This window comes from Pinisolibacter sp. DMC19 (assembly GCF_056313985.1).
Map to the genome: position 1 here is coordinate 15607 of NZ_JBQUZF010000002.1, position 26534 is coordinate 42140.

15 protein-coding genes are annotated in these 26534 nt (G+C 69.6%); 5 read left to right on the plus strand and 10 right to left on the minus strand.

Features of this window, described 5'->3' with window-relative positions; genetic code table 11:
* The first annotated feature begins 37 nt into the window (after nucleotides 1–37).
* Nucleotides 38–1492, plus strand: a complete 1455-nt coding sequence (gene xylB / locus ACT53U_RS04395) for a xylulokinase (protein WP_476153089.1) — start codon at nucleotides 38–40, stop codon at nucleotides 1490–1492.
* Complete coding sequence (gene xylA / locus ACT53U_RS04400) at nucleotides 1489–2814, plus strand: xylose isomerase (protein WP_476153090.1); 1326 nt, start codon at nucleotides 1489–1491, stop codon at nucleotides 2812–2814. Before xylB ends, xylA begins: the two co-directional genes overlap by 4 nt.
* A 94-nt stretch (nucleotides 2815–2908) precedes the next feature.
* On the opposite strand, the gene ACT53U_RS04405 is transcribed toward xylA, so the two are convergent.
* From ACT53U_RS04405 to ACT53U_RS04450, 10 genes are all read right to left on the minus strand, one after another.
* Nucleotides 2909–4384 (minus strand): sensor domain-containing diguanylate cyclase, encoded by a 1476-nt coding sequence (locus ACT53U_RS04405; protein ID WP_476153091.1) that lies wholly within the window; start codon nucleotides 4382–4384, stop codon nucleotides 2909–2911.
* A gap of 272 nt (nucleotides 4385–4656) precedes the next feature.
* The gene (locus ACT53U_RS04410; RefSeq protein ID WP_476153093.1) at nucleotides 4657–5823 is read right to left on the minus strand and encodes a sugar ABC transporter permease; all 1167 of its coding nucleotides are present in this window, start codon (nucleotides 5821–5823) and stop codon (nucleotides 4657–4659) included.
* Between the two features lie 33 nt (nucleotides 5824–5856).
* Complete coding sequence (locus tag ACT53U_RS04415; protein WP_476153095.1) at nucleotides 5857–7395, minus strand: xylose ABC transporter ATP-binding protein; 1539 nt, start codon at nucleotides 7393–7395, stop codon at nucleotides 5857–5859.
* 235 nt (nucleotides 7396–7630) lie between these two features.
* On the minus strand, nucleotides 7631–8641 hold the full coding sequence (gene xylF / locus ACT53U_RS04420; protein ID WP_476153097.1) for a D-xylose ABC transporter substrate-binding protein: 1011 nt from the start codon (nucleotides 8639–8641) through the stop codon (nucleotides 7631–7633).
* A 456-nt stretch (nucleotides 8642–9097) separates the two neighbouring features.
* Nucleotides 9098–9622 carry an N-acetyltransferase family protein gene (locus ACT53U_RS04425; protein WP_476153099.1) on the minus strand — a complete coding sequence of 175 codons (525 nt, stop codon included), beginning with the start codon at nucleotides 9620–9622 and terminating at the stop codon, nucleotides 9098–9100.
* A gap of 101 nt (nucleotides 9623–9723) precedes the next feature.
* The gene (locus tag ACT53U_RS04430; RefSeq protein WP_476153101.1) at nucleotides 9724–10863 is read right to left on the minus strand and encodes an ABC transporter permease; all 1140 of its coding nucleotides are present in this window, start codon (nucleotides 10861–10863) and stop codon (nucleotides 9724–9726) included.
* A complete protein-coding gene (locus ACT53U_RS04435; RefSeq protein WP_476153103.1) occupies nucleotides 10860–11834 on the minus strand; it encodes an ABC transporter ATP-binding protein in 975 nt (324 codons plus the stop codon). Before ACT53U_RS04435 ends, ACT53U_RS04430 begins: the two co-directional genes overlap by 4 nt.
* Nucleotides 11831–12787, minus strand: a complete 957-nt coding sequence (locus tag ACT53U_RS04440) for an HlyD family secretion protein (protein ID WP_476153105.1) — start codon at nucleotides 12785–12787, stop codon at nucleotides 11831–11833. Before ACT53U_RS04440 ends, ACT53U_RS04435 begins: the two co-directional genes overlap by 4 nt.
* A 1-nt stretch (nucleotide 12788) precedes the next feature.
* A complete protein-coding gene (locus ACT53U_RS04445; protein WP_476153107.1) occupies nucleotides 12789–13490 on the minus strand; it encodes a CerR family C-terminal domain-containing protein in 702 nt (233 codons plus the stop codon).
* Between the two features lie 31 nt (nucleotides 13491–13521).
* Entirely contained in the window at nucleotides 13522–16113 is a 2592-nt protein-coding gene (locus ACT53U_RS04450; protein ID WP_476153109.1) for a cation-translocating P-type ATPase, read from the minus strand.
* 245 nt (nucleotides 16114–16358) lie between these two features.
* Here ACT53U_RS04450 and ACT53U_RS04455 point away from each other — a divergent pair, with 245 nt between their 5' ends.
* The 3 genes from ACT53U_RS04455 to ACT53U_RS04465 all read left to right on the plus strand — a co-directional run bounded on the left by ACT53U_RS04455 (nucleotide 16359) and on the right by ACT53U_RS04465 (nucleotide 26525).
* Nucleotides 16359–17222, plus strand: a complete 864-nt coding sequence (locus ACT53U_RS04455; protein WP_476153110.1) for a transglutaminase family protein — start codon at nucleotides 16359–16361, stop codon at nucleotides 17220–17222.
* A gap of 360 nt (nucleotides 17223–17582) precedes the next feature.
* Entirely contained in the window at nucleotides 17583–17870 is a 288-nt protein-coding gene (locus ACT53U_RS04460) for a bacteriocin (protein ID WP_476153111.1), read from the plus strand.
* Between the two features lie 144 nt (nucleotides 17871–18014).
* The gene (locus ACT53U_RS04465) at nucleotides 18015–26525 is read left to right on the plus strand and encodes a GH36-type glycosyl hydrolase domain-containing protein (protein WP_476153987.1); all 8511 of its coding nucleotides are present in this window, start codon (nucleotides 18015–18017) and stop codon (nucleotides 26523–26525) included.
* Nucleotides 26526–26534: the final 9 nt, after the last annotated feature.

Genomic DNA, 26534 nt, shown 5'->3' on the forward strand with positions numbered 1-26534 from the left:
AGGGCAAAGGCGACGGATCGATCTGGAGGAAAGACCCATGTTTCTCGGTCTCGACATCGGCACGTCGAGCGTGAAAGCCGTACTTCTCGACGGAAACGACCATGTGGTCGCCGTCGCGGAACGGCCGCTCACCGTCGAACGGCCGCATCCGACGTGGTCGGAGCAGGACCCGGAGAGCTGGATCGCGGCGACCTTCGCCGCCGTCGACGAACTCGCGGCGAAGGAACCGGCGGGCGTCGCCTCGGTCACCGGCATCGGGCTCTCGGGCCACATGCACGGCGCGGTGCTGGTCGGCGCCGAGGGCGAGGTGCTGCGGCCCTGCATCCTGTGGAACGACGGCCGATCGACGGCGGAATGCGCCGAGCTCGAGGCTTCTTTCCCGGCGCTCCATGCGATCACCGGCAATCTCGCCATGCCCGGCTTCACCGCGCCGAAGCTGATGTGGGTGGCGAAGCACGAGCCCGCGATCTTCGCGAAAGTCGCCCTGGTGCTGCTGCCCAAGGCCTTCGTCCGCCTGCGCCTCACCGGCGAGGCGGTCGAGGACATGTCGGATGCTTCCGGCACGCTGTGGCTCGATCCGGCCAAGCGCGACTGGTCGGATGCGGCACTCGCCGCCACCGGCATGCGGCGTGACCAGATGCCGGCCCTCGTCGAGGGCTCGGAGATCTCCGGGCGCCTCTCGCCCGCCCTCGTCGCCCGTTGGGGCATGACGAGCGTCCCGGTCGTCGCGGGCGGCGCCGGCGACAATGCCGCGACCGCCGTCGGCCTCGGCGCCATCGCGCCCGGCGATGCCTTCCTGTCGCTCGGCACCTCGGGCGTGCTGTGGGTCACCACCGACCGCTTCGCGCCCAATCCGGCCTCGGCCGTCCACGCCTTCGCCCATGCGGTGCCCAACACATGGCACCAGATGGGGGTGATGCTCTCGGCCGCCTCGTGCCTCGCCTGGTGGGCGGGCGTCTCCGGCGCCTCGGCCGGCGACCTCTTGGCCGAACTCGGCGACGATCCGACGCCTGGATCGATCCTGTTCCTGCCCTATCTCACCGGCGAGCGCACGCCCGCCAACGATCCTGAGCTGCGCGCGGTCTTCGCGGGCGTCGGTGCCGAGGCGACGCGGGCCGGCATGACGCGCGCCGTGCTCGAGGGCGTCGGTCAGGCGCTGCTCGACAATCGCGACGCGCTCGCCGCCGCCGGCACGGTGATCCGCGAGCTCGACCTCGTCGGCGGCGGATCGCGCTCGCGCCTCTGGGCGCAGATCCTCGCCGACCAACTCGGCTTGCCCGTCCACCGGGTCGAAGAGGGCGCGGTCGGCGCGGCACTGGGTGCCGCCCGGCTCGGCCGTCTCGCCGCGACCGGCGAGGCCCCCGCAGACGTCTGCCGCCGCCCGAAGCGGCTCGAGACCTTCCATCCGAACGCGGCCCGCGCCGCCGTCCACGCCGAGACCCGCGCCCGCTGGCGTCGTCTCGCCCCCTTCGCCAAGGAGATCCGCTCATGAATGCCCCCGCCACCCGCTTCTTCGGTGCGCTGGAACAGGTCCGCTTCGAGGGCCCGAACAGCGACAATCCCCTCGCCTATCGCTGGTACGACAAGAACCGCGTGATCGCCGGCCGCACCATGGCCGAGCATCTGCGCTTCGCCGTCTGCTACTGGCATTCGTTCTGCTGGCCGGGCGGCGATCCCTTCGGCGGCGAGACCTTCCTGCGTCCGTGGATGCACGGCGTCGACCCGATGGAGATGGCCAAGGCCAAGGCCGACGTCGCCTTCGAGCTGTTCCGCCTGCTCGACGTGCCCTTCTTCACCTTCCACGACGTCGATGCCGCCCCGGAGGGCGCCAATCTCGTCGAGCAGAAGGCCAACGTCTCGGCGATCTGCGACATCTTCGAGAAGAAGATGGAGGAGACCGGCCTGAAGCTCCTGTGGGGCACCGCCAATCTCTTCTCCAACCGCCGCTACATGGCGGGTGCGGCGACCAACCCGGATCCGGACGTCTTCGCCTATGCGGCCGGTCAGGTGCGCATCGCGCTCGAGGCGACCAAGCGGCTCGGCGGCGCCAACTACGTGCTGTGGGGCGGCCGTGAAGGCTACGAGACCCTGCTCAACACCGACATGAAGCGCGAGCTCGACCAGCTCGGCCGCTTCCTGGCGATGGTCGCCGAGCACAAGCACAAGATCGGCTTCGACGGCCCGCTCCTCATCGAGCCCAAGCCGCGCGAGCCGACCAAGCACCAGTACGACTTCGACGTCGCGACGGTCTACGGCTTCCTCGAACGCTACGACCTGCTCGCCGACGTCAAGGTCAACATCGAGCAGAACCATGCGGTTCTCGCCGGTCACACGTTCGAGCACGAGATCATGCTGGCCAATGCGCTCGGCGTCTTCGGTTCGGTCGATCTCAACCGCGGCGACGCGCTGCTGGGCTGGGACACCGACCAGTTCGCCATGGACGTCTCGGAACTGACCCTGGTCATGCACGAGATCCTCAAGCACGGCGGCTTCACCACCGGCGGCATGAACTTCGACGCCAAGATCCGCCGCCAGTCGATCGACCCGGCCGATCTGCTGCACGGCCACGTCGGCTCGATCGACGCCTGCGCGCGGGCGCTGATCAACGCGGCTGCGATGCTCGAGAAGGGCACGCTGGCGAAGCCGGTCGCCGAGCGCTACGCCGGCTGGAACTCGGCCGAAGGCAAGGCGATCCTCGCCGGCGAGCGCACGCTCGCTCAGGTCGCCGACCGGGCGGTCGCCGACAAGCTCGACCCCAAGCCGCGCTCGGGCCGTCAGGAGTATCTCGAAGGTCTGGTGATGCGGTCGGTGTGACGGCGTCGGGGCCGCGAGGTCCCGCCCCGTCCGACGCGAGAGACACGCCGAGGCCGCCGCACCCCGAGGGTCGCGGCGGCCTTCGTGCGTCTGCTCAGGCCTGATCGCGCGCGGCGTAGTACTGGCGCTTGGCCTCGTACATGGCGGCGTCGGCGCGCTTGGCGACGTCCTCCAGCCGTTCGCCGGGCCGCAGCGTCGCCGTGCCGACGGAGAAGCTGAGGGGCAGCCCGCCGTAGAACTGGTTGTTGAGCTCGGTCAGCCGCTGGATGCGCTCGACGACGGCGGCGGCGGCCCGTTCCTCGGTGCCCGGCAGGATCAGGGCGAATTCGTCGCCGCCGATCCGCGCCGCCCGCCCCGGGTCCTCCACCAGCTTGCTCATGACCTCGCCGGCACGCCGCAGCAGCTGATCGCCGGAGGCATGGCCCCAGGTGTCGTTGGCGATCTTGAGGCCGTTGAGGTCGGCGATAACGATCGTCGTCGGGATGAGTTCCGACCGATCCAGCCGCGCGAGTTCGTCGGCGTAGAAGGAACGATTGTAGAGCTTGGTCAGGACGTCGTGTTTGCCGAGGAACTCGAGATAGGCCTCGGCCTTCTTGCGCGCGGTGATGTCGGTCAACGCCACCTGGACGAGGTCCCAGCGGCACTCGTGACCGGGCAGGACGGAGAACTGCATCAGGAAGTGCAGCTCCTCGCCGGAGAGCGAATAGTTGACCACCTCGCGGTGCTGGAACAGCTTGCCGTTCCACAGATCGATGAGCTGCTCGCGGAAGGCGTTGTGCATCGATCCGCGGAAGATCTCGTGCTGACGCAGCAGCAGTTCGCCCTTGGTGGCGGCGCCGAACGTTTCCAGCGTCTGGCGGTTGACGTCGATCACCCGGATCTCGCTCATGCAGCGGCCGACGAAGTCGGGATGCACGTCGGTGAAGGTGCGGAAATCGTCGATGCCGCAGGCGCGGACCTCGTCGATGAGCGTCTTGACCGAGGAGAAGTCCTCGACCCACAGCGACACCGGCGAATGCTGGAAGAGGCCACGGGCGTGGGCCTCCGCCTCGGCGAGTTCGCGACGGGCGACCTCGCGATCGCTGACGTCCTCGATCGCCACCAGGACGCGCGACCAGTCGTGCTCGGCGCCGGTCATGACGCAGCCGCTGAGGAGGATGTCGAGGCGGCGGCCGCCGAGCGTGTAGTTGACGCTCTGGCCGGAGAAGGCGTTGCGGCCCTCCCACAGCTGCACGAGTTCGTCGACGTGAGCGGCGAGCATGTCGTCGCGGAAGACCTCGTCGAGCCGGGCGAAGAGGTGGATCGGCTCGCTCGCCTCGTAGAGCTCGAGGGTGCGACGGTTGACCTTGATCACGCGGATCAGGCGGTTGCAGGTCTCGACGCGGGCCGGATCGGCCTTCAGATGGGCGCGCAGATCGACGACGCCTTCGGCGCGCCAGCCTTCGAACAGGACCTTGAGGCCACTGTAGTCCTCGAGCCACAGCGACACCGGAGCCAGGTCGAAGATGGCCGCGTCGTCGTCGGCCGGAGCCTGAGCGCGGGCCACCGTCTGTGTCTCTCGAAACTGCATCACGTCACCCACCACGCCGTCGAACGATTCGTCCGTCGACGGCCATCTTAGCGACCGATGGTTCCGGCTCGGTAAACGCGAGCGAGAAAAGAAGATCCCCGGCGGGTTGCCCTGCCGGGGATCGAGGCTCTCGGGAGGAGAGGAGATTTCATGCCAAAGGCCGATGGTGCCGACGCACCCGCCTTTGAAGACACGCGAATTTCCCATTTGCATCAGGGTGATGGGAAATTCGCGTGCGGAATGCCATCGGTCATTTTCAATGCCCGATGGTATCAGCGGGTGTTGCCGGAGGAGACGATGTCCATCCACACGGCGAGCACCAGGATCACGCCCTTGACGATCTGCTGCCAGAAGGTCTCGACGCCGAGCATCGACATGCCGTTGTCGAGGCTCGCCATGATCACCGCACCGACCAGCGCGCCGATCACCGAACCGATGCCGCCGCGCATCGACGTGCCGCCGATGAAGCAGGAGGCGATGGCGTCGAGCTCGCCGCCGGTGCCGGCCGACGGGGTGCCGGCGGCCAGCCGCGCGGTCGTGGTCAGGCCGGCGAAGGCGCACATCAGGCCCATCAGGCCGAAGACCAGCATCTTCACCAGATTGACGTCGACACCCGACAGGCGCGTCGCCTCGAGGTTGGAACCGACGGCGTAGATGCGGCGGCCGAACACCGTCTTGTTGCCGACGATGGTGAAGACGCCGAGGATGACGAGCAGGATCAGCACCGGGACCGGCACGCCCTGATAGCTGTTCAGCGTCAGGATGAAGCCGAGGATGACGAGGCCGACGACGGCGAGGCGGGCGATCTCGATCGGCATCGAGGAGACCGGCAGCGCGTGCTTGATGCGGCCGGCGCGGGTGCGCAACGCCATCACCGTCAGCAACACGAAGAGCGCCACCGCCAGGATGTTGCCGAACGAGCCGGGCAGATAGCCCTGGCCGATCACCTTCAGCTCCTCGGACGCCGGCGCCACGGTGATGCCGCCGGTGAGACCGAGCACGGCGCCGCGGAAGACCAGCATGCCGCCGAGGGTGACGATGAAGGAGGGGATGCCCTGATAGGCCGTCAGCCAACCGACGAACAGGCCGACGGTGATGCCGAGCAGGACGACCACCGCGATCGTTCCGGCCAACGGCCAGTGGTAGACGACGTCGAGCACCGCGGCGATGCCGCCGAGCATGCCGAGCAGCGAGCCGACCGAGAGGTCGATCTCGCCCGCCACGATCACGAAGACCATGGCGGAGGCGAGCATGCCGGTGATCGCCATCTGCCGGAGCAGGTTGGAGAAGTTGCGCGCCGTGAGGAACTGCGAGCCGCCGAGGTCGGCGTCGTAGGTCATGTAGCCGAAGAAGGCCCAGATGACCGCGATGACGCCGAGCAGGGCGACGATCTTGTTGGCGGAAAGGAAATTCCGCAGGTCTTTGCGGGTTAAGGTCATGGCAGAGCCCATCGCATGTCTTCGCCGGCCCGATCAGGCAGCGGCCTTGTCCGTCTTGCCGAGAGCGGCGGCGAGGATCTTTTCCTGGCTGAGGCCGGAATTCGGGAAGTCGCCCCGAAGTTCGCCCTCGCCCATCACCAGGACACGGTCGGAGATGCCGAGGACCTCGGGGAGTTCCGAGGAGATCATCAGCACCGCCACGCCCTCGGCGGCCAGTTCGAAGATCAGCTTGTAGATCTCGTATTTGGCGCCGACGTCGACGCCGCGGGTGGGCTCGTCGAGGATCAGCACCTTGGGCTCGGGCAGCAGCATCTTGGAGACCACCGCCTTCTGCTGGTTGCCGCCCGACAGCGAAGCGATCGGCAGCAGCGGATGGGCGGTCTTCACCTTCATCCGCAGGATTTCCGACTGGATGACCGCCATCTCCTCCTCGGCATCGATCAGGCCGCCCCTGGTGAAGCGCCCGAGCACCGACATGGTCATGTTGTAGCCGACGCCCATCAGCGGCACGATGCCGTGTCGCTTGCGGTCCTCGGGCACCATGCAGATGCCCTGACGCACCGCGTCTTGCGGGCTCTTCACCCGGATCTCCTCGCCTTCGAGGAAGATCTGCCCGTGGTGCTCGCCCTTCCAGCAGCCGAAGAGATGGGAGGCGAGTTCGGTGCGGCCGGCGCCGACGAGGCCGGCGATACCGAGGATCTCGCCGCGGCGCAGCTCGAAGGAGACGTCGTCGACCAGCTTGCGCGCGGTGTTGGTGGTGTCGAAGACGGTGACGTTCTTGGCCGCGAAGATCACCTCGCCGACCTTGTGTTCGGTCTTCGGGTAGAGGTTCTTCATCTCGCGGCCGACCATCAGCGTGATGATCTGGTCGGTCGTCAGTTCCGACATCGGCTTCGTCGCGACATGGGTGCCGTCGCGGATGACGGTGACGGTGTCGGCGATCTCGGCGACCTCGTCGAGCTTGTGGGAGATGTAGACGCAGGCCATGCCGTGCGTCTTGAACTCCTTGACCAACTCGAGCAGCGTCTGCGTCTCGGAGGCGGTCAGCGCCGAGGTCGGCTCGTCGAGGATCAGCAGCTTGGCGTTCTTGTTGAGTGCCTTGGCGATCTCGATCAGCTGCTGCTTGCCGCCCGAATAGGCCATGACCGGCAGGGCGACGTTGATGTCGGGCATCTTGAGCTGCTTCATCAGCTCGCTCGCGCGCGCGTTCATCGCGTCGTAGTCGATGAAGCCGAGACCCGTCGTCGGTTCGGAGCCGAGGAAGATGTTCTCCGCCACCGACAGGTGGGGGACCATCATCAGTTCCTGGTGGATGATGACGATACCGGCCTCTTCGGTCTCGCGGATCGAGCGGGCCTTCAGCTCCTTGCCCTCCCACAGGATCGTGCCTTCCCACGTACCGTAGGGATAGACCGCCGAGAGGACCTTCATCATCGTCGACTTGCCGGCGCCGTTTTCGCCGCACAGGCCGACGCATTCGCCCGGACGCACCGCCAGGTCGATCCCGTCGATCGCCTTGACGCCCGAGAATTCCTTCGTGATGCCGCGCATCTCGAGCAGATATTCGGCCATGTCGCTCACCCTCGCGTCGCGGGCCGCGAACTCAACCGGGTACCGCGCGCATCGATCTTCCCTCTGACGGGGCGTTCTGTCGATCGCGGACGAATACGCGGCTGCCCGTTCGGGCTCGACGCCTGCCTCCCGTCACCGGTGCGACCCGCACGGGCGGCACCGCTCGGCGGGCCGCTGGGTCCGCCGATGCGCTTCGAAGACCGGAGCGGCCGGAGCCGCTCCGATCGAAGAGGTGTCACTTACCGTCGACCTGTTCCTTGGTGTAGAAACCGTCGGTGATGACGATGTCGACGTTGTCCTTGGTGAGCGGGATCGGGGTGAGCAGCAGGCTGTCGACCGACTTCTTGCCGTTGTCGAGCTTGGCGTTGAAGGCCGGGGTCTTCTTCTGCACCATCGACACGGTCAGCTTGGCGGCCTCGGTGGCGATCAGCTTGAGCGGCTTGTAGACCGACACCGTCTGGGTGCCCGCCTTGACGCGCTTGATGGCGGCGAGGTCGGCGTCCTGACCGGACACGGCCACCTTGCCGGCGAGACCCTGCGCCGCGAGCGCCTGGATCGCGCCGCCGGCGGTGCCGTCGTTCGAGGCGACGACCGCATCGATCTTGTTCTGGTTGGCCGTCAGGGCGTTCTCCATGATGGAGAGGGCCTCGGTCGGGCTCCATTCCTTGACCCACTGCGAGCCGATGATCTTGATCTTGCCGGCGTCGACGGCGGGCTTCAGGGCCTTTTCCTGACCGGCGCGCAGGAGCTTCGCGTTGTTGTCGGTCGGCGAGCCGCCGAGCATGTAGTAGCGGCCTTCCGGCTTGGCCTTCAGCACGGCCTCGGCCTGCAGGAAGCCGACGCGCTCGTTGTCGAAGGAGATGTAGGCGTCGACGTCGGCGTTGAGGATCAGGCGGTCATAGGACAGCACCTTGATGCCGGCCTTGTGCGCCTCGTCGACCACCGCGCCGAAGACCTTGGAGTTCATCGGCACGATGACGATCGCGTCGACCTTCTGGGCGATGAGGTTCTCGATCTGCTTGACCTGCTTCTCCTCGTTGCCGTCGGCCGACTGGACCGAGACGGTGGCACCGAGTTCCTTGGCGGCGGCGACGAAATAGTCGCGGTCGCGGGCCCAACGCTCCACGCGCAGGTCGTCGATCGAGAAGCCGATGACCGGCGCGGCCTCGCTCGCCTGAGCCATCGTGAGCGGCAGGCAGACGGTCAGAGCCGTGAGGGAGCCGGCCAGTACATGAAGCAGTTTCATCGTCAGTCCTCCTGATCGCCCTCTGCGTTCGAGGGCTGGTCCGCCTTCGCAGGGCGGGTTCCGGGTCGATGGCGGGAGTTGGCTCCCGTCCTCGGAGGCGGCCTCGCGGATCGACCGGATGCGTCGGGTCCCGCGCGGGTGCTTCGCCTTCGGCACAAGAGATTCGTCAATTTTCTGAGGTGCGCAACTCGAATTCGTTGCTGCATCGCGCAAAATCGACGGAGAGGCCGCCAAAACCCAAGGAAATCAAGGATGATGTTCGAACCTCAGACTTTCGCCGAGGTGGCCTCGAGCACCACGGCGCGCGTGGTTTGGGCGAAAGGCGATGCCGTTCACCTCTGCACGCACGAGGTGAAGAGGTCCCCGACGTCGTCAGGACACGGCACGTCGGCCGCCGCCCACCCCTCGAGGTGGGCGTAGCGTCGTTCACCGAGGGGTCGAGGGGGTCTTCGCGCCTCAGCGGGCGAGCGAGTCGGGGTCGGTGCGGTCGTCGAGGCGGAGCTGGAGGAAGGCGAGATCGAGCCAACGGCCGAACTTGGTGCCGACCTGCGGCATCAGCCCGGTCTTCACGAAGCCGAGGCGTTCGTGCAGGCGGATCGAGACGGCGTTCTCGGCCTCGATGCCGGCGACCATGACGTGCTTGTGCAGGCCCCGCGCCCTGTCGATCAACGCCCGCATCAGCGCCTCGCCGACGCCGCGGCCGCGCGCCGTGCGATCGACGTAGACGGAGTGCTCCACCGTGTGGCGATAGCCTTCGAAGGCGCGCCAGTCGCCGAAGGAGGCATAGCCGAGCACGGTGCCGTCGTCGTCGACCGCCACGAGGATCGGATAGCCGAGGGCGCGGCGCACCTCCGCCCAGGCCCTGCGGTCGGCGAGATCGACGAGGCGCTCGTTCCAGATCGCCGTCGTGGTGGCGACGGCGTCGTTGTAGATGGCGCGGATGGTCTCGAGGTCGGCGTCGACGGCGTCGCGGATCTGCATGGGCGGCTCCTTGGATACCGCCCGTGATGCCTCGGCCCGACGGCGAAGGCAATGGGGGCGCGGCATGGCTCCCCTTCCCTTCTCCCTCGCGGCTACACTCCTCAATCCAGCGTCTTGCGCGAGCGCGACAGGGCGACCGCGGCATAGACCAGGATGAAGACCAGCAGCATCGACCATTCCCAGGCGATCGCCGGGACGTCGGCGCCCTTCAGCATCACCGCGCGGATGATCCGCAGGAAATGCGTCAGCGGGAAGCATTCGCCGATCGCCTGTGCCCACCCGGGCATGCCGGAGAAGGGGAACATGAAGCCCGACAGCATCAGCGACGGCATGAAGAAGAAGAAGGTCAGCTGCATCGCCTGCATCTGCGTCGCGGCGAAGGTGGAGATGAAGTAGCCCATCAGCACCAGCGACAGCACGAAGGTCAGCACGCAGAAGATCAAAAGTGCCAGCGAACCGACGAAGGGCACGCCGAACAGCACCTTGGCCGCCACCAGCACCACCGCCACCTGCACCGCACCGACGCCGAGGAAGGGCAGGACCTTGCCGAGCATGATCTCCATCGGCGTCGCCGGCATGGCGAGCAGGTTCTCCATCGTGCCGCGCTCGGTCTCGCGGGTGAGCCCCATGGCGGTCATCATCACCATCGTCATCTGCAGGATGACGCCGAGCAGGCCGGGGACGATGTTGTATTGCGAGATGCCCTCCGGGTTGTAGCGCCGGTGAGCGACGATCTCGAGCCGTTTGTCCTGCTGGGCGTCGACCTCCGCCGCCTCGCCCTTCTCGCGGGTGAGCGCGCGCTGGGCGACCGAGCCGAGGGCGCCGACGGCGCCCGACGAGGCGGCCGGGTCGGTGGCATCGGCATCGATCAGGATCTGTGGTTTGTCGCCGCGATCGACGCGGGCGCCGAGATCGGAGGGGATCGTCACCAGGAACACCGCCTGACCCGAGGCGATCAGGTGTTCGCCCTCCTCCAGTGTCTTCGGACGGAATTCGAAGCGGAAGTAGCCGGAGGTCTCGAGTGCGGTGACCACGGCGCGGGAATAGTGGCCGCCGTCCATGTCGAGCAGCGCCGTCGGCAGGCGCTTCGGGTCGGAGTTGATGGCGAAGCCGAAGAGCAGCAACTGCATGATCGGCACGCCGAGCATCATGGCGAAGGTGATGCGGTCGCGCCGCATCTGGATGAACTCCTTCACCAGAACCGCCCAGAGCCGGGTGCGCGAGAGGGTCAGGTCGATCATGGCCGCCCTCCCCGCTCGTCGCCCATGTTGTCCTGGGCGCGCGCCATGAACTGGATGAAGACGTCCTCGAGGCTGGTCTCGCCGCGGGCGAAGACGACGCCGGTCTCGGCGGTCACCCGTTCGAGGGTGGCGGCGAGGAGCGCGCCGTCGGCGCCGACGACGTGCAGCGTCGAGCCGAAGGGGGCGACCTGATCGATGCCGGGCTGCCCCTCGAGGGTGGCGGCGAGATCGGCCGGCGCATCGCGGGCGACGAAGGTGGTCAGGCCGGCGCCCTCGACGACATCGTCGACCCGGCCGGTCGCCAGCAGCTTGCCGTAGGAGATGTAGACGATGCGATGGCAGCGCTCGGCTTCGTCCATGTAGTGGGTCGAGACCAGCACCGTCAGGCCGTCGGCGGCGAGCTTGTGGATCTCGTCCCAGAAGTCGCGCCGCGCCTTGGGGTCGACGCCGGCAGTCGGCTCGTCGAGGAGCAGCAGGTCGGGCTGGTGCATGATGCAGGCGGCGAGCGCCAGACGCTGCTTCCAGCCGCCCGACAGCGTGCCGGCGAGCTGATCGCGGCGCGAGGTCAGGCCGAGGTCGGCGAGCGTGCGGTCGACGAAGTCGCGCCGCGGCTCGAGTTCGTAGAGGCGGGCGACGAAATCGAGGTTCTCCTCGATCGTCAGGTCCTCGTAGAAGGAGAACTTCTGCGTCATGTAGCCGACGCGACGCTTGATCGCGCGGCTCTCGGTCAGCACGTCGTAGCCGAGCACGCGACCTTCGCCGGCATCGGGCGTCAGCAGGCCGCAGATCATGCGGATGGTCGTCGTCTTGCCCGAGCCGTTGGGACCGAGGAAGCCGACGATCTCGCCGCGCCGGATCTCCATCGACACGCGATCGACCACGGTCCGGGTGCCGAACCGTTTGGTCAGATCGCGGACCGAGACGACGCTCTCGCGGGTCGCGTCGTCCGGCACGGGCGCGGGGCCGCTCACGGCTTCAGCCCCCCGAGGGTGACGTCGACCAGCTGGCCGGGGCGCAGGCGCTCGAGCGACGCGCCTTCCGGCCGCGCCTCGATCAGGTGGACGAGCTTGGCGCGGGTCTCGACCGAATAGATCACCGGCGGGGTGAACTCCGGTTCGGCCGAGACATAGGTGATGCGGGCCTCGAGCCCTTCGGCGCAGCCGTCGCAGGCGACCTGCACGGTCTCGCCGAGGGCGACGCGCGAGAACGCGGTCTCGGGCACGAAGAGCTTCAGCTTCACCGCGCCGTCGGGCAGGAAGGAGACGACGGGCGCCTGCGGTCCCGCGACTTCGCCGGGGCGACGGACGAGATCGGCGACGCGGCCGGGAACGGTCGTCGTCAGCGTGCGTTCCGACAGCCGCCAGCGCTGGGTGGCGAGCGCCGCCTTGGCCTGGGCGACGCGGGCCTCGGCCGAGCGCACGACGTCGTCGCGGGCGGGCAGACGCGCCACCTCGAGATTGGCCTCGAGCTCGCGGACGCGAGCATCGGCGACGTCGCGGGCGGTCGCCGCCTGATCGAGTTCGGCCTGCGAGGCGACGCGCTTGGCGAAGAGATCGCGGCGGCGCTCGAGGGCGCGGGCGGCATCGGCCGCCTGGGCACGGGCGGAGGCCAGCGTGGCGACCACCACGTCGATCTCCTCGGGGCGACGGCCGCGCTTCAGGTCGGCGAGGTCGCTCTCGGCCTGGGCGAGACGGGCGGTGGCGTCGGCCACCGCGATCTCGGCATCGTCGGTGGCGAGTTTCGCCACCACCGTGCCGGCGGCGAGCCGGTCGCCGCGGCGCACCTCGAGCGAGGCGATGCGGGCGGCATCGAGCGGCGCCATGGCGACGTATTCGCCCTCGACATAGCCGTAGACGCGGACGCCGTCGTCGCATCCGGGCATCAGCGATCCGATCACCGCGATCGAGCAGAGCCAACCGGACATGTCATCCCCTCCCTGCGCGGCGTGCGGCGATGAAGGCGGAGGTCGCCTCGCGCACGGTGGCGACGATCGGCTCGACGTTGGCCTCGTCGATCGTCGTCCAGCCGAGACGGCGCAGCGCCGTGGCGCGGCCGACGCGGAAGAACATCACCTGTCCGAAGACCGCCGAGACCGCGACGATCACCGCCTCGCTGTCGGGGTCTTCCCCCGTCGCACGCGCCCATAGCCGGCAGAGGCGCTCGTGGCGCGGTTGGATCAGGCCGTCGTAGAGCACTTCGAAGGTCTCGGTCGGGTCCATCTGCTCGCGCACCATGAAGCGGGCGATGGCCTCGGCCTCCGGTCGCGCCAGCATGAAGCGGGCGAGCCCGGTCATCGCCTCGAGGAAGGCGGCGGCGGCCTCGTCGGGCGAGATCTTCGCCGGATCGAGATCGACGGTGAACAGCCGTTCTGCGAGGAAGCCCGCCACCAGTTCGCCGCAGGCGCGGTGGAGCCCGGCCTTGCCGCCGAAGTGATAGGCGATGCCGGCGATGTTGACGCCGGCCGCCGAGGCGATGTCGCGGGTGGAGGTGGCGTCGTAGCCCTTGCGGCCGAAGAGGTCGAGGGCGACGCGGACGAGCGACGCGCGCGTCTTCTCCCCCGCGCTCTCGGCGAGGCGGGGGGTGTCGGACGGCGCGGCGGCGGAAAGGTCGGGAGCGTGGTCGGTCATGCCGCGACCATGGCCTTGTCCGAAAAATTCGTCAATCGATTGTTTTACGCATGACCGCGGACCCGCGGCCGGGTGGGGATGGCCGGGCGCGCGCCAGGGGTTTCACCAGTTCGAGGACGACCAGCAGGGCGACGCCGGCCCCCACCGTCACGGCGAGATCGTCGACGTGCAACGGGCCGAAGCGGAAGAGTTCGCGCGCGGTCGGCCAGCCGAGCGTCAGCGTCAGCATCGCCGCGACGGCCGCGAGCACGACGACGAGCGTCCGGTTCGGCCGCCGCAACGCGGTGAAGATCGACGCACTGAAGGACCGGCCGACCAGGATCAGGCCGACGATGACGAAGACCAGCGAGAAGAACGTCAGCGCCCGCACTTCGTCGACCGGCATGCCGCGCCGCAGGGCGAGGAGATAGATCGCGGCCACCAGCGCGAAGGCCATGCCCCCCTGGAACAGGCCCCAGAGCACGAGGCTGCGCGAGAACAACGGTCGGTCCGGATCGCGCGGCGGCCGGGCCATGACGTCGTCCTCTTCGATCTCCGCCTCGAACACCAGCGAACAGACGGGGTCGATCACCATCTCCAGAAAGGCGACGTGGACCGGCCCGAAGAGGATCGACAATCCGAAGACCAGCGGCAGCAGCGCCAGTCCGGCGATCGGCACGTGGACGGCGAGGATGAAGCCCATCGCCTTGACCAGATTGTCGTAGATCCGCCGACCGAGCCGCACCGCCGCGACGATCGAGCCGAAGTCGTCGTCGAGCAGGACGATCGAGGCGGCCTCGCGGGCGACGTCGCTGCCGCGCCCGCCCATGGCGATGCCGATGTGCGCGGCCTTCAGCGACGGCGCGTCGTTGACCCCGTCGCCGGTCATGGCGACGATCTCGCCGTCGGCCGCGAGGGCGGTGACGATCCGCAGCTTCTGCTCCGGCATGATGCGGGCGAAGACCGTCGCCGTCTTCGTCCGCGCGGACAGAGCCGCATCGTCGAGAGCGTCGAGATCGCCGCCGGTGACGACGTCGCCGACGTCGATCCCGGCCTGCGCGGCGATGGCCCGCGCGGTCGTCGGATAGTCGCCGGTGATCATCTTCACGGCGATGCCGGCGGATCGGCACTGGGCGATCGCATCGGGCACGCCGGCGCGCAGGGCGTCGGCGAGGCCGACCAGACCGAGGAGTTCGAAGGCGAAGCCGGTCTGGTCCTCGGGGAGAGGTTCGTGCGCCGCGGCGCGGGCGACGGCGAGGACCCGCAGCCCTCGCGCCGCCATGGCATCGGCGGTCGCCTTCAGCGCGGCACGCGCGGCCGCGTCGAGCCGGCAGAGTTCTGCGATCGCCTCCGGCGCGCCCTTGGCGGCCGCCTCGGCCGGCGCACCTTCCGCACTCGCCGCCCGGACGTTGGTCATGGCGAGGAGATCGGGGCGCAGGCCGTAGGCCCGAACGAGGCGTGCCGAGGCCGGAGCGGCGACACCGGGGGGCGAGGTCCGAGCCCGCGCCAGATCGTGGAAGGCCTTCTCCATCGGATCGGTCGGCACCTCGGCGGAGGCGCGGGCGCCGACCGCGACGAGGGTGAGAAAGGCCTCGGAGAGGTCTTCGTCGGCGCGCGCGGTCCGGCCGTCGGCGAGACACAGCGCGGCGATCGACATCCGGTTCTCGGTCAGGGTGCCGGTCTTGTCGGTGCACAGGACGGTCGCCGAACCGAGGGTCTCGATCGCCGCGGCGCGGCGGGTGAGGACGCGGGCCTGCGAGATGCGCCACGCCCCCATCGCCATGAAGACGGTCAGCACCAGCGGAAACTCTTCCGGCAACATCGACATGCCGAGGGCGATGCCGGCGAGCAGGCCGTCGAGCCAGCCGCCGCGCAGGGTCCCCCAGAGGACGACCACCAGCGCGGTGACGCCGCCGCCGAGGAGGGCGAAGAACCGCACCAGCCGTCCGGTCTGGACCTGGAGACGCGGGGCTTCGGTCTCCAGGGAGCGCAGCGACTGGCCGATCCGGCCGATCTCGCTCAGCGGACCGGTCGCCGTGACTTCGGCGAGGCCGGTTCCGCGCACCACCAGAGTTCCGGAGAAGACGTGGGCGAAGGCCTCTCCGCCGGGGCGCACCACCGCCGCGCGCGCGACCACGTCGCCCACCCGCTTGTCGACGGGAACGGATTCGCCGGTCAGCAGCGACTCGTCGGTCTGGAGATCGTGGCATCGGATCAGAACGGCGTCGGCCGGAACGCGATCGCCCTCGACCAGCACGACGAGGTCGCCGCGCACCACCTCGCGCCCGGCGATGCGCCGCTGCCGGCCTGCCCGAATCACCAGAGCACGCGGGCTGGTCAGATCGCGCAGCGCCTCGAGCACGCGCTCGGTGCGGCTCTCCTGGACCACCGTGATCACCACGGAGAGCGTGGCGAAGGCGAGCAGGACGAGGGCTTCCGTCGTGTCGCCGAGCAGCAGATAGACGCAACCGCCGCAGATCAGCAGCAGCAGCATCGGTTCGCGCAGCACCTCGAACACGATACGCAGCGGCGTCCGCCGCATCGCTCGGGGCAACTCGTTGAACCCTTCCGAGGCCGCGCGGCGCAGGGCTTCTTCGTCGCTCAGCCCGTCGAGAGGGGGGGAATGCGGGTCTGCGTCGGTCATCTGCGCTTTCCGCGGAACGGAGACGGGGAGAGTTTCCACTCTTTCGACGGGAAAGGCACCCCCGGAACGACGTGTCGATGGTCGAATGCCGTCCCGACGCGCCGCGGCCGATTCCGGACGGCGCTCGCGCCCGGATCGGTTATGATCGCATCGTCGACATCCCGGCGACGAACGGGTCGCGGGGACGGTTCGGCGCCACGTCGATCCCGAGCAGCCGCCGATCGAGGCGAGAACAGGAGCAGCCGGTGATCGACCTCGAGATCCGCCACGTCACAACCTATCGCTACCGCCGCCAGGTCGAGCTCTGGCCGCATCGGCTGCAGTTGCGGCCGCGCGAGAGCCGCGAACTGCGGCTGGTGTCGCTCAGTCTGGTGACGACGCCGTCGTCCACGCTGACCTGGTCGCACGACGTCTTCGGCAATGCCGTCGCCACCGCCACCTTCGCCGAGACGTCGAACATCCTGGTGATCGACAGCCTGGCGCGGGTCGGGCTCGACGTCGCCGCCTGGCCGATCTTTCCGATCGACCCTTCGGCGGCACGTTTCCCGTTCCGCTATTCCGACGGCGAGTGGGCCGATCTCGGGATGCTGTCGACGCCGCAGTACGCCGATCCGAACGGGCGGCTCAGGACCTGGGTCCAGGCCTTCGTGCGCGGCCCGTCGACCGACACGTTGGCGCTCCTGAAGGACATCGGCGCCGGCGTCTCCGCCTGGATCTCCTACCAGTCGCGCGACATGGAGGGCACGCAGACGCCGATCGAGACGCTCGATCGCGGCTGGGGCTCGTGCCGCGACTTCGCCGTGCTCTTCGCCGAGGCCGTCCGCACGCTCGGTTTCGGCGCGCGGATCGTCTCGGGCTATCTCCACGACCCGAGCCGCACCGCGATCGGTTCGTTCGGCGGCGGCTCGACCCATGCCTGGGCCGAGGTCTACGTGCCGGGCGCCGGCTGGATCACCTTCGATCCGACCAACCGCTCGTTCGGCGGGGCCGACCTGATCCCGGTCGCGGTCGTCCGCGACATCCGCAACGCCGTGCCGGTGTCGGGCAGTTTCCAGGGCGTGCCCGACGACCTCCTCGGCATGACCGTCGACGTCGCCGTCACGAGCTGACGAGGGCGGCGGCGACATCCCCGTCGCCACGTCCGGCGCAGTCCGCCCGATCTCGGAATGAGTAGATTCCGACCCTGTGCATCGGCGGGACCGTCGACGAGAATCCCGTCGGGTCGCAGCCGGCCGTTCCGACGGAAGCGGTGTGAGACGTCCCTCGTCCCCTGCCTCGGACGACGACCGCGATCAGCCGGATCGGTGCTCGCAATCCACCCGCACGACTCCGGCGCAATCGATCCGGCCGACCCGTCCACGGCCGTCGCGTCCGACCGACCCGCACACCGCCGGGCCAGCCTTCGACCTCGTCGCCGCGGCACGCCCCGAGCCGACGGGTCTTCCAACCTCTCGAAAGGACGACCGGTCATGATCGCCACCACGAGGAAGTTCCTTCTGCCCGTCGCGCTGATACTCACGCTGGGGGCCTGCGCCAACGCCCGCGACACCCGCATGGCCGAAGGTGCCGGCATCGGCGGCCTCGGTGGCGCCATCATCGGCGGTGCCGCCACAGACAGCGTCGGCGGCGCGCTCGTCGGCGGTGTCGCCGGCGCCGCGGTCGGTGCCGTGGTGGCGGACGCCACCCGCCCGCACCATCGCGCCCGCTCCTGCTACTTCAGCGCCGCTCTCGACCGACGCGTCTGCCGCTATCGCTGACCTGGCCGGCGATCGGCCGAGCGTCCGTCGCCGGGCCACCCCGCCCGGCGAAGGCGCCGGGCAGGACCTTCTCCTGCCCCTTTCCACGGCACCGGCAACCCCGCCCGCGCCGGTCGAACGATCGGTTTGCACGTGGCGACGACGATGAGCTTCTCCGGCCTTCCCTTCCTGCGTCGCGCTGCTCCCGCGCCCTGGGACCAGACGTTTCCGATCCGCGGCGAGATCTTCGGCATCGAACGCCTGGAACAACACGCGGCGAGCCTGGCGAGTGCCCAGTCGATCACCGATCGACCCCCGCGGGTCCTGCCGCTGCGTGCGCGTCTCGACGACAACGCCGCCGTGCTCCTCGCCGCCTATCGGACGAACGCGTCCGAGATCGAGAAGGGCCGCGACGTCGTGCCGGCGGCGGAATGGCTGCTCGACAACTACCACATCGTCGAAGAGCAGATCCGCGAGATCCGCGACGATCTGCCGCCCGGCTACTACCGCCAGCTGCCCAAGCTGGCGGACGGCCCCTTCGCCGGCTATCCGCGCGTCTTCGGCATGGCCTGGGCCTTCGTCACCCACACCGACAGCCACTTCGATCCCGAGACGCTGCGCCGCTTCGTCGTCGCCTATCAGAAGGTCCAACCGCTCACCATCGGCGAGTTGTGGGCGATCGCCATCACCCTGCGCGTCGTGCTGATCGAGAACCTGCGGCGCCTGAGCGACCAGATCGGTTCGGGGCTGATCGAACGCGCCGACGCCGACGCGCTGGCCGATCGTCTGGCCAAGGCCGGAGACACGCGTTCGGCGCTCGAGGCCGACATCTCGTCCCGTTCGCCGGGGCCCCTCTCCGACGTCTTCGCCGGTCAACTGGCCAAGCGGCTGCGCGATCTCGATCCGCGGGTGACGCCGGCCCTCGGCTGGCTCGAGGAGCGGCTCGGCCGGCAGGAGACCTCCGTCGCCGACGTGGTCCAGCGTGCTCAGCAACGCCAGGGCGCCTCCAACGTCTCGGCGCGCAACGTCATCACCTCGATGCGGCTGATCTCGGACATCGACTGGGCCGACCTGTTCGAGAGCGTCAGCCTCGTCGACGAGCGCCTGCGCGCCGAGAGTGCCTTCGCCGACATGGACTTCGCCACCCGCAATCTCTACCGCAACGCCGTCGAGCAACTGGCTCGCCGCTCGCCGCACAGCGAACTCGACGTGGCCGAACACGCCCTGCGCGCCGCCCGCGCCGCCGCGGCCGAGGCCGACGATCCGGGCGAGGCCGAGCGCTGCGGCGACCCCGGTCATCACCTCATCGCCCGCGGCCGCCGTGCCCTGGAACAGTGCCTGCGCTTCCGCCCGCCGCTACGCCTGCGGCTGAACCGCCTGGACGCCTCGCTCGGCATCGGCGGCTACGTCGGCGCCTCGGTGATCGTCGCCCTGGCGTTGCTGGCGGTGGCCCTGTGGGCCGTCGCATCGGCCGCCCCCGGCCTCGGTGTCGGCTGGTTGATCGCCCTGGGGGTGGTCGGCATCCTCCCCGCCGGCGAGACGGCGACCGCGCTGGTCGACCGTGCCGTCGTCTGGAGCTTCGGCCCGGTCGCCCTGCCGGGGCTCGAACTCGCCGACGGGGTGCCGACGTCGCTGCGCACTCTCGTGGTGGTGCCGACGCTGCTCACCGGCGCCGCCGACATCCTCGAACAGATCGAGCGGCTGGAGATCCACCATCTGTCGGGGGCCGGCGGCGATCTCGCCTTCGCACTCCTCACCGACGGGCTCGATGCCGCGACCGAGACGGTCGCAGGCGACGACGCCCTGCTCGCGACGGCGCGCGCCGCGATCGATGCCCTCAATCGGCGCCACGGCCCGGCGCCGAGCGGCGATCGCTTCCTGCTGCTGCATCGCCGCCGTGTCTTCGACGCGAGCGAGGGCATGTGGATGGGCTGGGAACGCAAGCGCGGCAAGCTGCACGAATTGAACCGCCTGTTGCGCGGCGCGACCGACACGACCCACGTGCCGCGCCCCGACGGCGGGCCTTCGGTGCCGACCGGCGTGCGCTTCGTCGTCACCCTCGACGCCGACACCCGCCTGCCGCGCGACGCGGTGATCCGGCTGATCGGCAAGATGGCCCACCCGCTCAATCGGGCCCGGTTCGATCCCGTCTCCCGCTGCGTCGTCGAGGGCTACGGCATCCTGCAGCCACGCGTCACGCCGTCGCTGCCGATCGGCCACGAGGGATCCGTCCACCAGCGGGTATTCTCCGGCCCCGGCGGCATGGACCCCTACGCCGCCGCCGTGTCCGACGTCTATCAGGACCTCTTCGGCGAAGGCTCCTATACCGGCAAGGGCATCTACGACGTCGATGCCTTCGAAGCGGCGCTCGAAGGCCGCGTGCCCGACGACACGATGCTCAGCCACGACCTGTTCGAAGGCGTCTTCGCCCGCGCCGGGCTCGCCTCGGACATCGAGGTGGTCGAGGAATATCCCGCCCGCTACGACGTCGCCGCCAAGCGCCTGCATCGCTGGACGCGCGGAGACTGGCAGCTGCTGCCGTGGATCTTCGGCACCACGCACGGACCGCTGGCGGTGCCGCCGGTCGGGCGCTGGAAGATGATCGACAATCTCCGCCGCTCGCTCGTCGCGCCGCTCACCCTGGCAACGCTCGCCGTCGCTTGGATGCTGCCGGGTCCGGCGGCGCTGCGCGCCACGCTGGCCGTCGTCGTCGCGATGGCGATCCCGGCCTTCATTCCCGTCGTCCATTCGCTGGTGCCGCGCCGGAGCGGCATCCGCCTCGGCAATCACGTCCGCGCGCTCCTCGGTGACGTCGAACTGGCGTTCGCCCGGACGCTGCTCTCGATCACGTTCCTCGCCGATCGTGCCTGGAGCATGGGCGATGTCGTCGTTCGCACCCTCCATCGTCTCCGTCGGACCCGTCGTCACCTGCTCGAGTGGACGACGGCCGCCCAGTCCCATGCCGGCTCGCGTCCCGGCGTCGTCGACGCCTGTCGCCGGATGGCGGGGGGAACCGTCGTCGGCCTCGGTCTCGCCGCCGTCGCGGTGGCGATCGAACCGTCGTCCTGGTTCGTCGCCGCGCCCTTCGCGCTGGCCTGGTTCGTCGCGCCGGCTCTGGCGTCGTGGGTGAGTCGGTCGCGGACCGCCGGCCGCGATCGGGCCGCCACGCCCGACGACACGCGGCATCTCCGCCTGATCGCACTCTCGACCTGGCGCTTCTTCGCGACCTTCGTCACGGCGGAAGGCAACTGGCTTCCGCCCGACAATTTTCAGGAAGACCCCGAGCCGGTGGTGGCCTATCGCACCTCGCCGACCAATCTCGGGCTCTACCTGCTCTCGGCGATCGCCGCCCGCGACTTCGGCTGGGCCGGCACCACCGAGACGGTCGAACGGCTCGAGGCCACGCTCGCCGCCATGGCCCGGCTTCCCACGCACAACGGCCATTTCTACAACTGGTACGACATCCGCGACCTGCGCGTGTTGCCGCCGGCCTACGTCTCCTGCGTCGACAGCGGCAATCTCGCCGGCCACCTGATCGTCGTGGCCAATGCCTGCGAGGAATGGCTCGACGGCACCGCCTCGCCCGAGATCCGCACCGGCCTGCTCGACATCCTCGCCCTGATCCGCCGTGCCGCCTACCTGCCGACCTCGGTCAGGGGCGATCGGCACCGCGCCTTCGTCACCCTGACGGACGAGATCGAGACCGAACTGAACGGCGCCCGGGCGATCGAGACGCTGCTGCCCGTCCTGACCCGGCTCGCCGGCAAGCTCGTCGATCTCGCCCGCGATCTCGCCCCCGCCGGCGACGACCACGCCGATGCGGCGTTCTGGTCGGGGACGTTCCTCGGCGCGGTTCTGGCCCACGACCACGATCGCACCGCGTATCCGAAGCTCGTCGATCGCCTGACGGCCGTGGCCGCCGCGGCCCGGGCGATGGCGACGGCGATGGACTTCGCCTTCCTGCTCGATCCCGAACGCAAACTCCTGTCGATCGGTTTCTCGGTCGACGACAACGATCTCGATCCCAACTGCTACGACCTGCTCGCCTCCGAGGCGCGGCTCGCCAGCCTCTTCGCGATCGCCAAGGGCGACGTCGAGACCCGTCACTGGTTCCGTCTCGGTCGCTCGGCGACCCCGCTGGGCGTCGGTTCGGCGCTGATCTCGTGGTCGGGGTCGATGTTCGAGTACCTGATGCCGTCGCTGGTGATGCGCGCGCCGGCCGGCAGCCTGCTCGAGCAGACCAACCGGCTGGTGGTCGAGCGCCAGGAGGCCTACGGCCGGGCGCATGGCATTCCCTGGGGCATCTCGGAATCGGCCTACAGTGCCCGCGACCTCGAGCTGACCTATCAATATTCGAGCTTCGGCGTGCCCGGCCTCGGGCTGAAGCGCGGTCTGGCGCAGAATCTGGTGATCGCGCCCTATGCCACCGGGCTCGCCACCATGGTCGACCCGCACGGCTCCCGCCGCAACTTCGACCGTCTCGCCGCGATCGGCGGCGCCGGCCGCCACGGCTTCTACGAGGCGCTCGACTTCACTCCGTCCCGCCTGCCCGACGGCACGGCGGTGGTGATCGTCCACTCCTACATGTCGCATCACCAGGGCATGACCATCGTCGCGATCGCCAATGCGCTTCAGGGTGGCCGGATGCGGTCGCGGTTCCATCGCGAGCCGATGATCCGGGCCTGCGAGCTGCTGTTGCAGGAGCGGATGCCGCGCGACGTCGCCACCGCCCGCCCGCGCGCCGAGGAGATGAAGGCCGTCGCCGGCGCCGGCGTGGTGCGGGGTCTGACGGTGCGGCGCGTCGACGCGCCGAACGACGGCCCGCCGATCACCCATCTCCTGTCGAACGGCCGCTACGCGGTGATGGCGACCGCCACCGGCGGCGGCTACAGCCGCTGGCAGGACATCGCCGTGACGCGCTGGAGCGAGGACGCCACCCGCGACGCCGACGGCGCCTTCGTCTTCCTGCGCGACACCGCCAACGGTCGGGTCTGGTCGGCGACTGCCGGTCTGCTCGGCGGCGACGAGGTGGTGTTCGGCGAGGATCACGCCGACTACGTCCATCGCGACGGTTCGCTCACCACCACCCTGGAGGTTCTGGTCTCCGGCGAGGACGACGGCGAGGTCCGCCGTGTCTCGCTGACCAACACCGGCCGGCGGACCCGCGAGATCGAGCTCACCTCCTACGCCGAACTGGTGCTCACCGGCGTCGCCGCCGACGCGGCGCATCCCGCCTTCGCCAAGATGTTCGTCGAGACGGAGTATGTGCCGGAATTCGGCGCCCTGCTGGCGACCCGCCGTCGGCGCTCGCCCGACGAGACGCCGGTCTGGGCCGCTCATTTCGCCGTCGTCGAGGGCGAGACCATCGCCGAGCCGCAATGGGAGACCGACCGCGCCCGCTTCCGTGGCCGCAGCCGCCCGATCGCCGCGAGCGCCGTGCTGGTCGACGGCCTGCCGCTCTCCGGTTCGGTCGGCACGGTGCTCGACCCGATCTTCGCGCTGCGCCGCCGGGTGAAGGTGCCGGCCGGCAAACCGACCCGCGTCGCCTTCTGGACGGTGGTGGCGTCGTCGCGGGACGAGGTCCTGGCCCTCGTCGACACCCATCACGACCGCAGTGCCTTCGACCGCGCCAAGACGCTCGCCTGGACCCAGGCCCAGGTGCAGCTGCGCCATCTCGACATCGATCCGGTCGAAGCGGCCGACTTCCAGCGCCTCGCCGCACCGATCCTCTATGCCGATCCCCGCTTCCGGGCCTCCTCGGACGCCATCGTCCGCGGCGCCGCTCCGCAGTCGAGCCTGTGGCCGCACGCGATCTCCGGCGATCTTCCGATCGTCCTCATGCGCATCGACGACAGCGAGGATCTGCCCTGTGTCCTGCAGTTGCTGCGTGCCCACGAATATTGGCGGATGAAGCGGCTCGCGGTCGATCTGGTGATCGTCAACGAGCATGCGCCCTCCTACGTGCAGGATCTCCAGGCCGCGATCGAGACGGCGCTGCGCTCCAGCCAGTCGCGCCCGAAGTTCGGCGACGAGCCGGCACGCGGCACCGTCCATGCCCTCAGGGCCGACATGATGAGCGTCGAGGCGCGCGCGCTGATCGAATCCGTCGCCCGTGTGGTGTTGATCGCCCGACGCGGGCCCTTCGCCGATCAGCTCGCCCGCGCGACGGCGTCGTTCCCCGTCGCGGCGGCGCCGATCCGCAGGGCGCGCAGGGCGTCGCTGTCGCTCACCCGGATGTCGGACGACGCGCGCCCCGACCTCGCGTTCTTCAACGGTCTCGGCGGTTTCGCCGACGACGGCCGCGAATACGTCGCCATCCTCGACGACGACCGCACCACGCCGGCCCCATGGGTCAACGTCGTCGCCAATCCCGACTTCGGCTTCCAGGTCTCGACCGAGGGCTGCGGCTACACCTGGAGCGAGAACAGCCGCGAGAACCAGATCACCCAGTGGTCGAACGATCCGGTCGTGGACCCTTCCGGCGAGGCCTTCTATGTCCGCGACGAGGTGACCGGCGAGTTGTGGAGCCCGACGGCCCAGCCGATCCGCGACGGCGGCACCTACGTCGCCCGCCACGGCTTCGGCTATAGCCGCTTCGAGCACGACGCCCACGGCATCGCGCTCGCGCTGACGCAGTTCGTACCGATCGCCGGATCGATCAAGATCTCGCGGCTCGTCCTGCACAATCTGACGTCGCGACCGCGGCGACTGTCGGTCACCGCCTATGCCGAATGGGTGCTGGGCACGCGCCGTGGCGCCTCCGCGCCCTTCGTCGCCACCGCGCTCGACGCCGAGACCGGTCTCCTCGTCGCACGCAATCCCTGGAGCCTCGGCTTCTCGGGTCGTGTCGCCTTCGCCGATCTCGCCGGCCGCCAGACCGCCTGGACCTGCGACCGAACCGAGTTCCTCGGCCGCAACGGCTCGCCCGCGGCGCCGGCCGCCTTCCACGGGCACGCCCCACTCGGCGGTCGTGCCGGTGCCGGCTTCGACCCCTGCGCCGCGCTCCAGCGCACGGTCGAGCTCGCCCCGGGCGAGACGGTCGAGGTGGTGTCCTTCCTCGGCGAGTGCCGCACCATCGAGGAAGCGCGGAGCCTGATCGCGCAGTGGCGCACCGCCGATCTCGACGCCGCCTTCGCCGAGGTCACGGCGCATTGGCGGACACTGCTCGGTACGGTGCAGGTCTCGACCCCCGACCCCGCGATGGACGTGATGCTCAACGGCCGTCTGCTGCATCAGACGATCGCCTGCCGCATCCTGGCGCGTTCCGCCTTCTATCAGGCGAGCGGCGCCTACGGGTTCCGCGACCAGCTCCAGGACGGCATGGCGCTGTCGACGGCGTTGCCGGCCGAGACCCGCCGCCATCTGCTGCGCGCCGCCGGCCGACAGTTCGTCGAGGGCGACTTCCAGCACTGGTGGATGCCGGGCACCGGCATCGGCGTCAGGACGCGGATCTCCGACGACCGGGTCTGGCTCGGCCATGCCGTCGCCACCTATGTCGCCACGTCGGGGGACGCCGCCGTGCTCGACGAGGTCGTGCCCTTCCTCACCGGCCCGCGCCTCGGTCCCGGCGACCACGACGCCTATTTCCAGCCGATGATCGCCGACGAATGCGCGACGCTCTACGAGCATTGCGCCCTCGGCCTCGACCGCTGCATCGAGCTCGCCGGAGTCCACGGCCTGCCGCTGATCGGCACGGGCGACTGGAACGACGGCATGAACCGGGTCGGCGAAGGCGGCCAGGGCGAGAGCGTCTGGCTCGCCTGGTTCCTCTTGAAGACCATCGCGCAGTTCGTGCCCTTCGCCGACGCCCGCGACCCCGTCCGCGCGGCGCGCTGGCGCGACCATGCCGCGTTGCTGCGCGCCCGCGTCGAGGCGGAGGCCTGGGACGGCGCCTGGTATCGCCGCGCGACCTACGACGACGGCACGTGGCTCGGCTCGGCGGCGAGCGACGAGTGCCGGATCGATTCCATCGCCCAGTCCTGGGCGGTGTTGTCGGGGGCCGCCGATCCGCGCCGCGCCGCCACCGCGATGGAATCGCTGGACCGGTTGCTGGTGCGCGAGGACGACGGCCTCGCCCTGCTCTTCACGCCGCCCTTCGACGCGACGACGCACGATCCCGGCTACATCCGCGGCTATCCGCCGGGTCTGCGCGAGAACGGCGGCCAATACAGCCATGCCGCCATGTGGGCGATCCTGGCCCATGCCGCACTCGGCGACGGCGATCGCGCCCATCGCCTCTTCGCACTCCTCAACCCGATCGCGCATGCCCTGACGCCCGAGGCGGTCGAGCGATACGCGGTCGAGCCCTATGTCGTCGCCGCCGACGTCTATTCGGTGGCGCCGCACGTCGGCCGTGGCGGCTGGACCTGGTACACCGGCGCCGCGGGCTGGATGTACCGCGCCGGTGTCGAGGGCATCCTCGGCATCCGTCGCGCCGGCGAGACCCTCGTCGTCGCCCCCTGCCTTCCCGCCGCATGGCCCGGCTTCTCGGCCACGGTGACGATCGGCGCGTCGCGGATCGACCTGCGCGTCGAAAAGCCGGTCGGCGTGCGGACACGTGTGATCGGGGAAGTGACCCTCGACGGCGCCGCGATGATCCTCGGCGACGACGGTGCGGTCCATGTCGACCTCGCGCCCGGACACCACGTCCTGGTGGTCGCCATGGGAACCGCGTGAGCCGGCGGA

Coding starts and splice junctions, on each gene's coding strand:
- xylB (WP_476153089.1), top strand. CDS start 38: ATGTTTCTCGGTCTCGACATCGGCACGTCGAGCGTGAAAGCCGTACTT.
- xylA (WP_476153090.1), top strand. CDS start 1,489: ATGAATGCCCCCGCCACCCGCTTCTTCGGTGCGCTGGAACAGGTCCGC.
- ACT53U_RS04405 (WP_476153091.1), bottom strand. CDS start 4,384: ATGCAGTTTCGAGAGACACAGACGGTGGCCCGCGCTCAGGCTCCGGCC.
- ACT53U_RS04410 (WP_476153093.1), bottom strand. CDS start 5,823: ATGACCTTAACCCGCAAAGACCTGCGGAATTTCCTTTCCGCCAACAAG.
- ACT53U_RS04415 (WP_476153095.1), bottom strand. CDS start 7,395: ATGGCCGAATATCTGCTCGAGATGCGCGGCATCACGAAGGAATTCTCG.
- xylF (WP_476153097.1), bottom strand. CDS start 8,641: ATGAAACTGCTTCATGTACTGGCCGGCTCCCTCACGGCTCTGACCGTC.
- ACT53U_RS04425 (WP_476153099.1), bottom strand. CDS start 9,622: ATGCAGATCCGCGACGCCGTCGACGCCGACCTCGAGACCATCCGCGCC.
- ACT53U_RS04430 (WP_476153101.1), bottom strand. CDS start 10,863: ATGATCGACCTGACCCTCTCGCGCACCCGGCTCTGGGCGGTTCTGGTG.
- ACT53U_RS04440 (WP_476153105.1), bottom strand. CDS start 12,787: ATGTCCGGTTGGCTCTGCTCGATCGCGGTGATCGGATCGCTGATGCCC.
- ACT53U_RS04445 (WP_476153107.1), bottom strand. CDS start 13,490: ATGACCGACCACGCTCCCGACCTTTCCGCCGCCGCGCCGTCCGACACC.
- ACT53U_RS04450 (WP_476153109.1), bottom strand. CDS start 16,113: ATGACCGACGCAGACCCGCATTCCCCCCCTCTCGACGGGCTGAGCGAC.
- ACT53U_RS04460 (WP_476153111.1), top strand. CDS start 17,583: ATGATCGCCACCACGAGGAAGTTCCTTCTGCCCGTCGCGCTGATACTC.
- ACT53U_RS04465 (WP_476153987.1), top strand. CDS start 18,015: ATGAGCTTCTCCGGCCTTCCCTTCCTGCGTCGCGCTGCTCCCGCGCCC.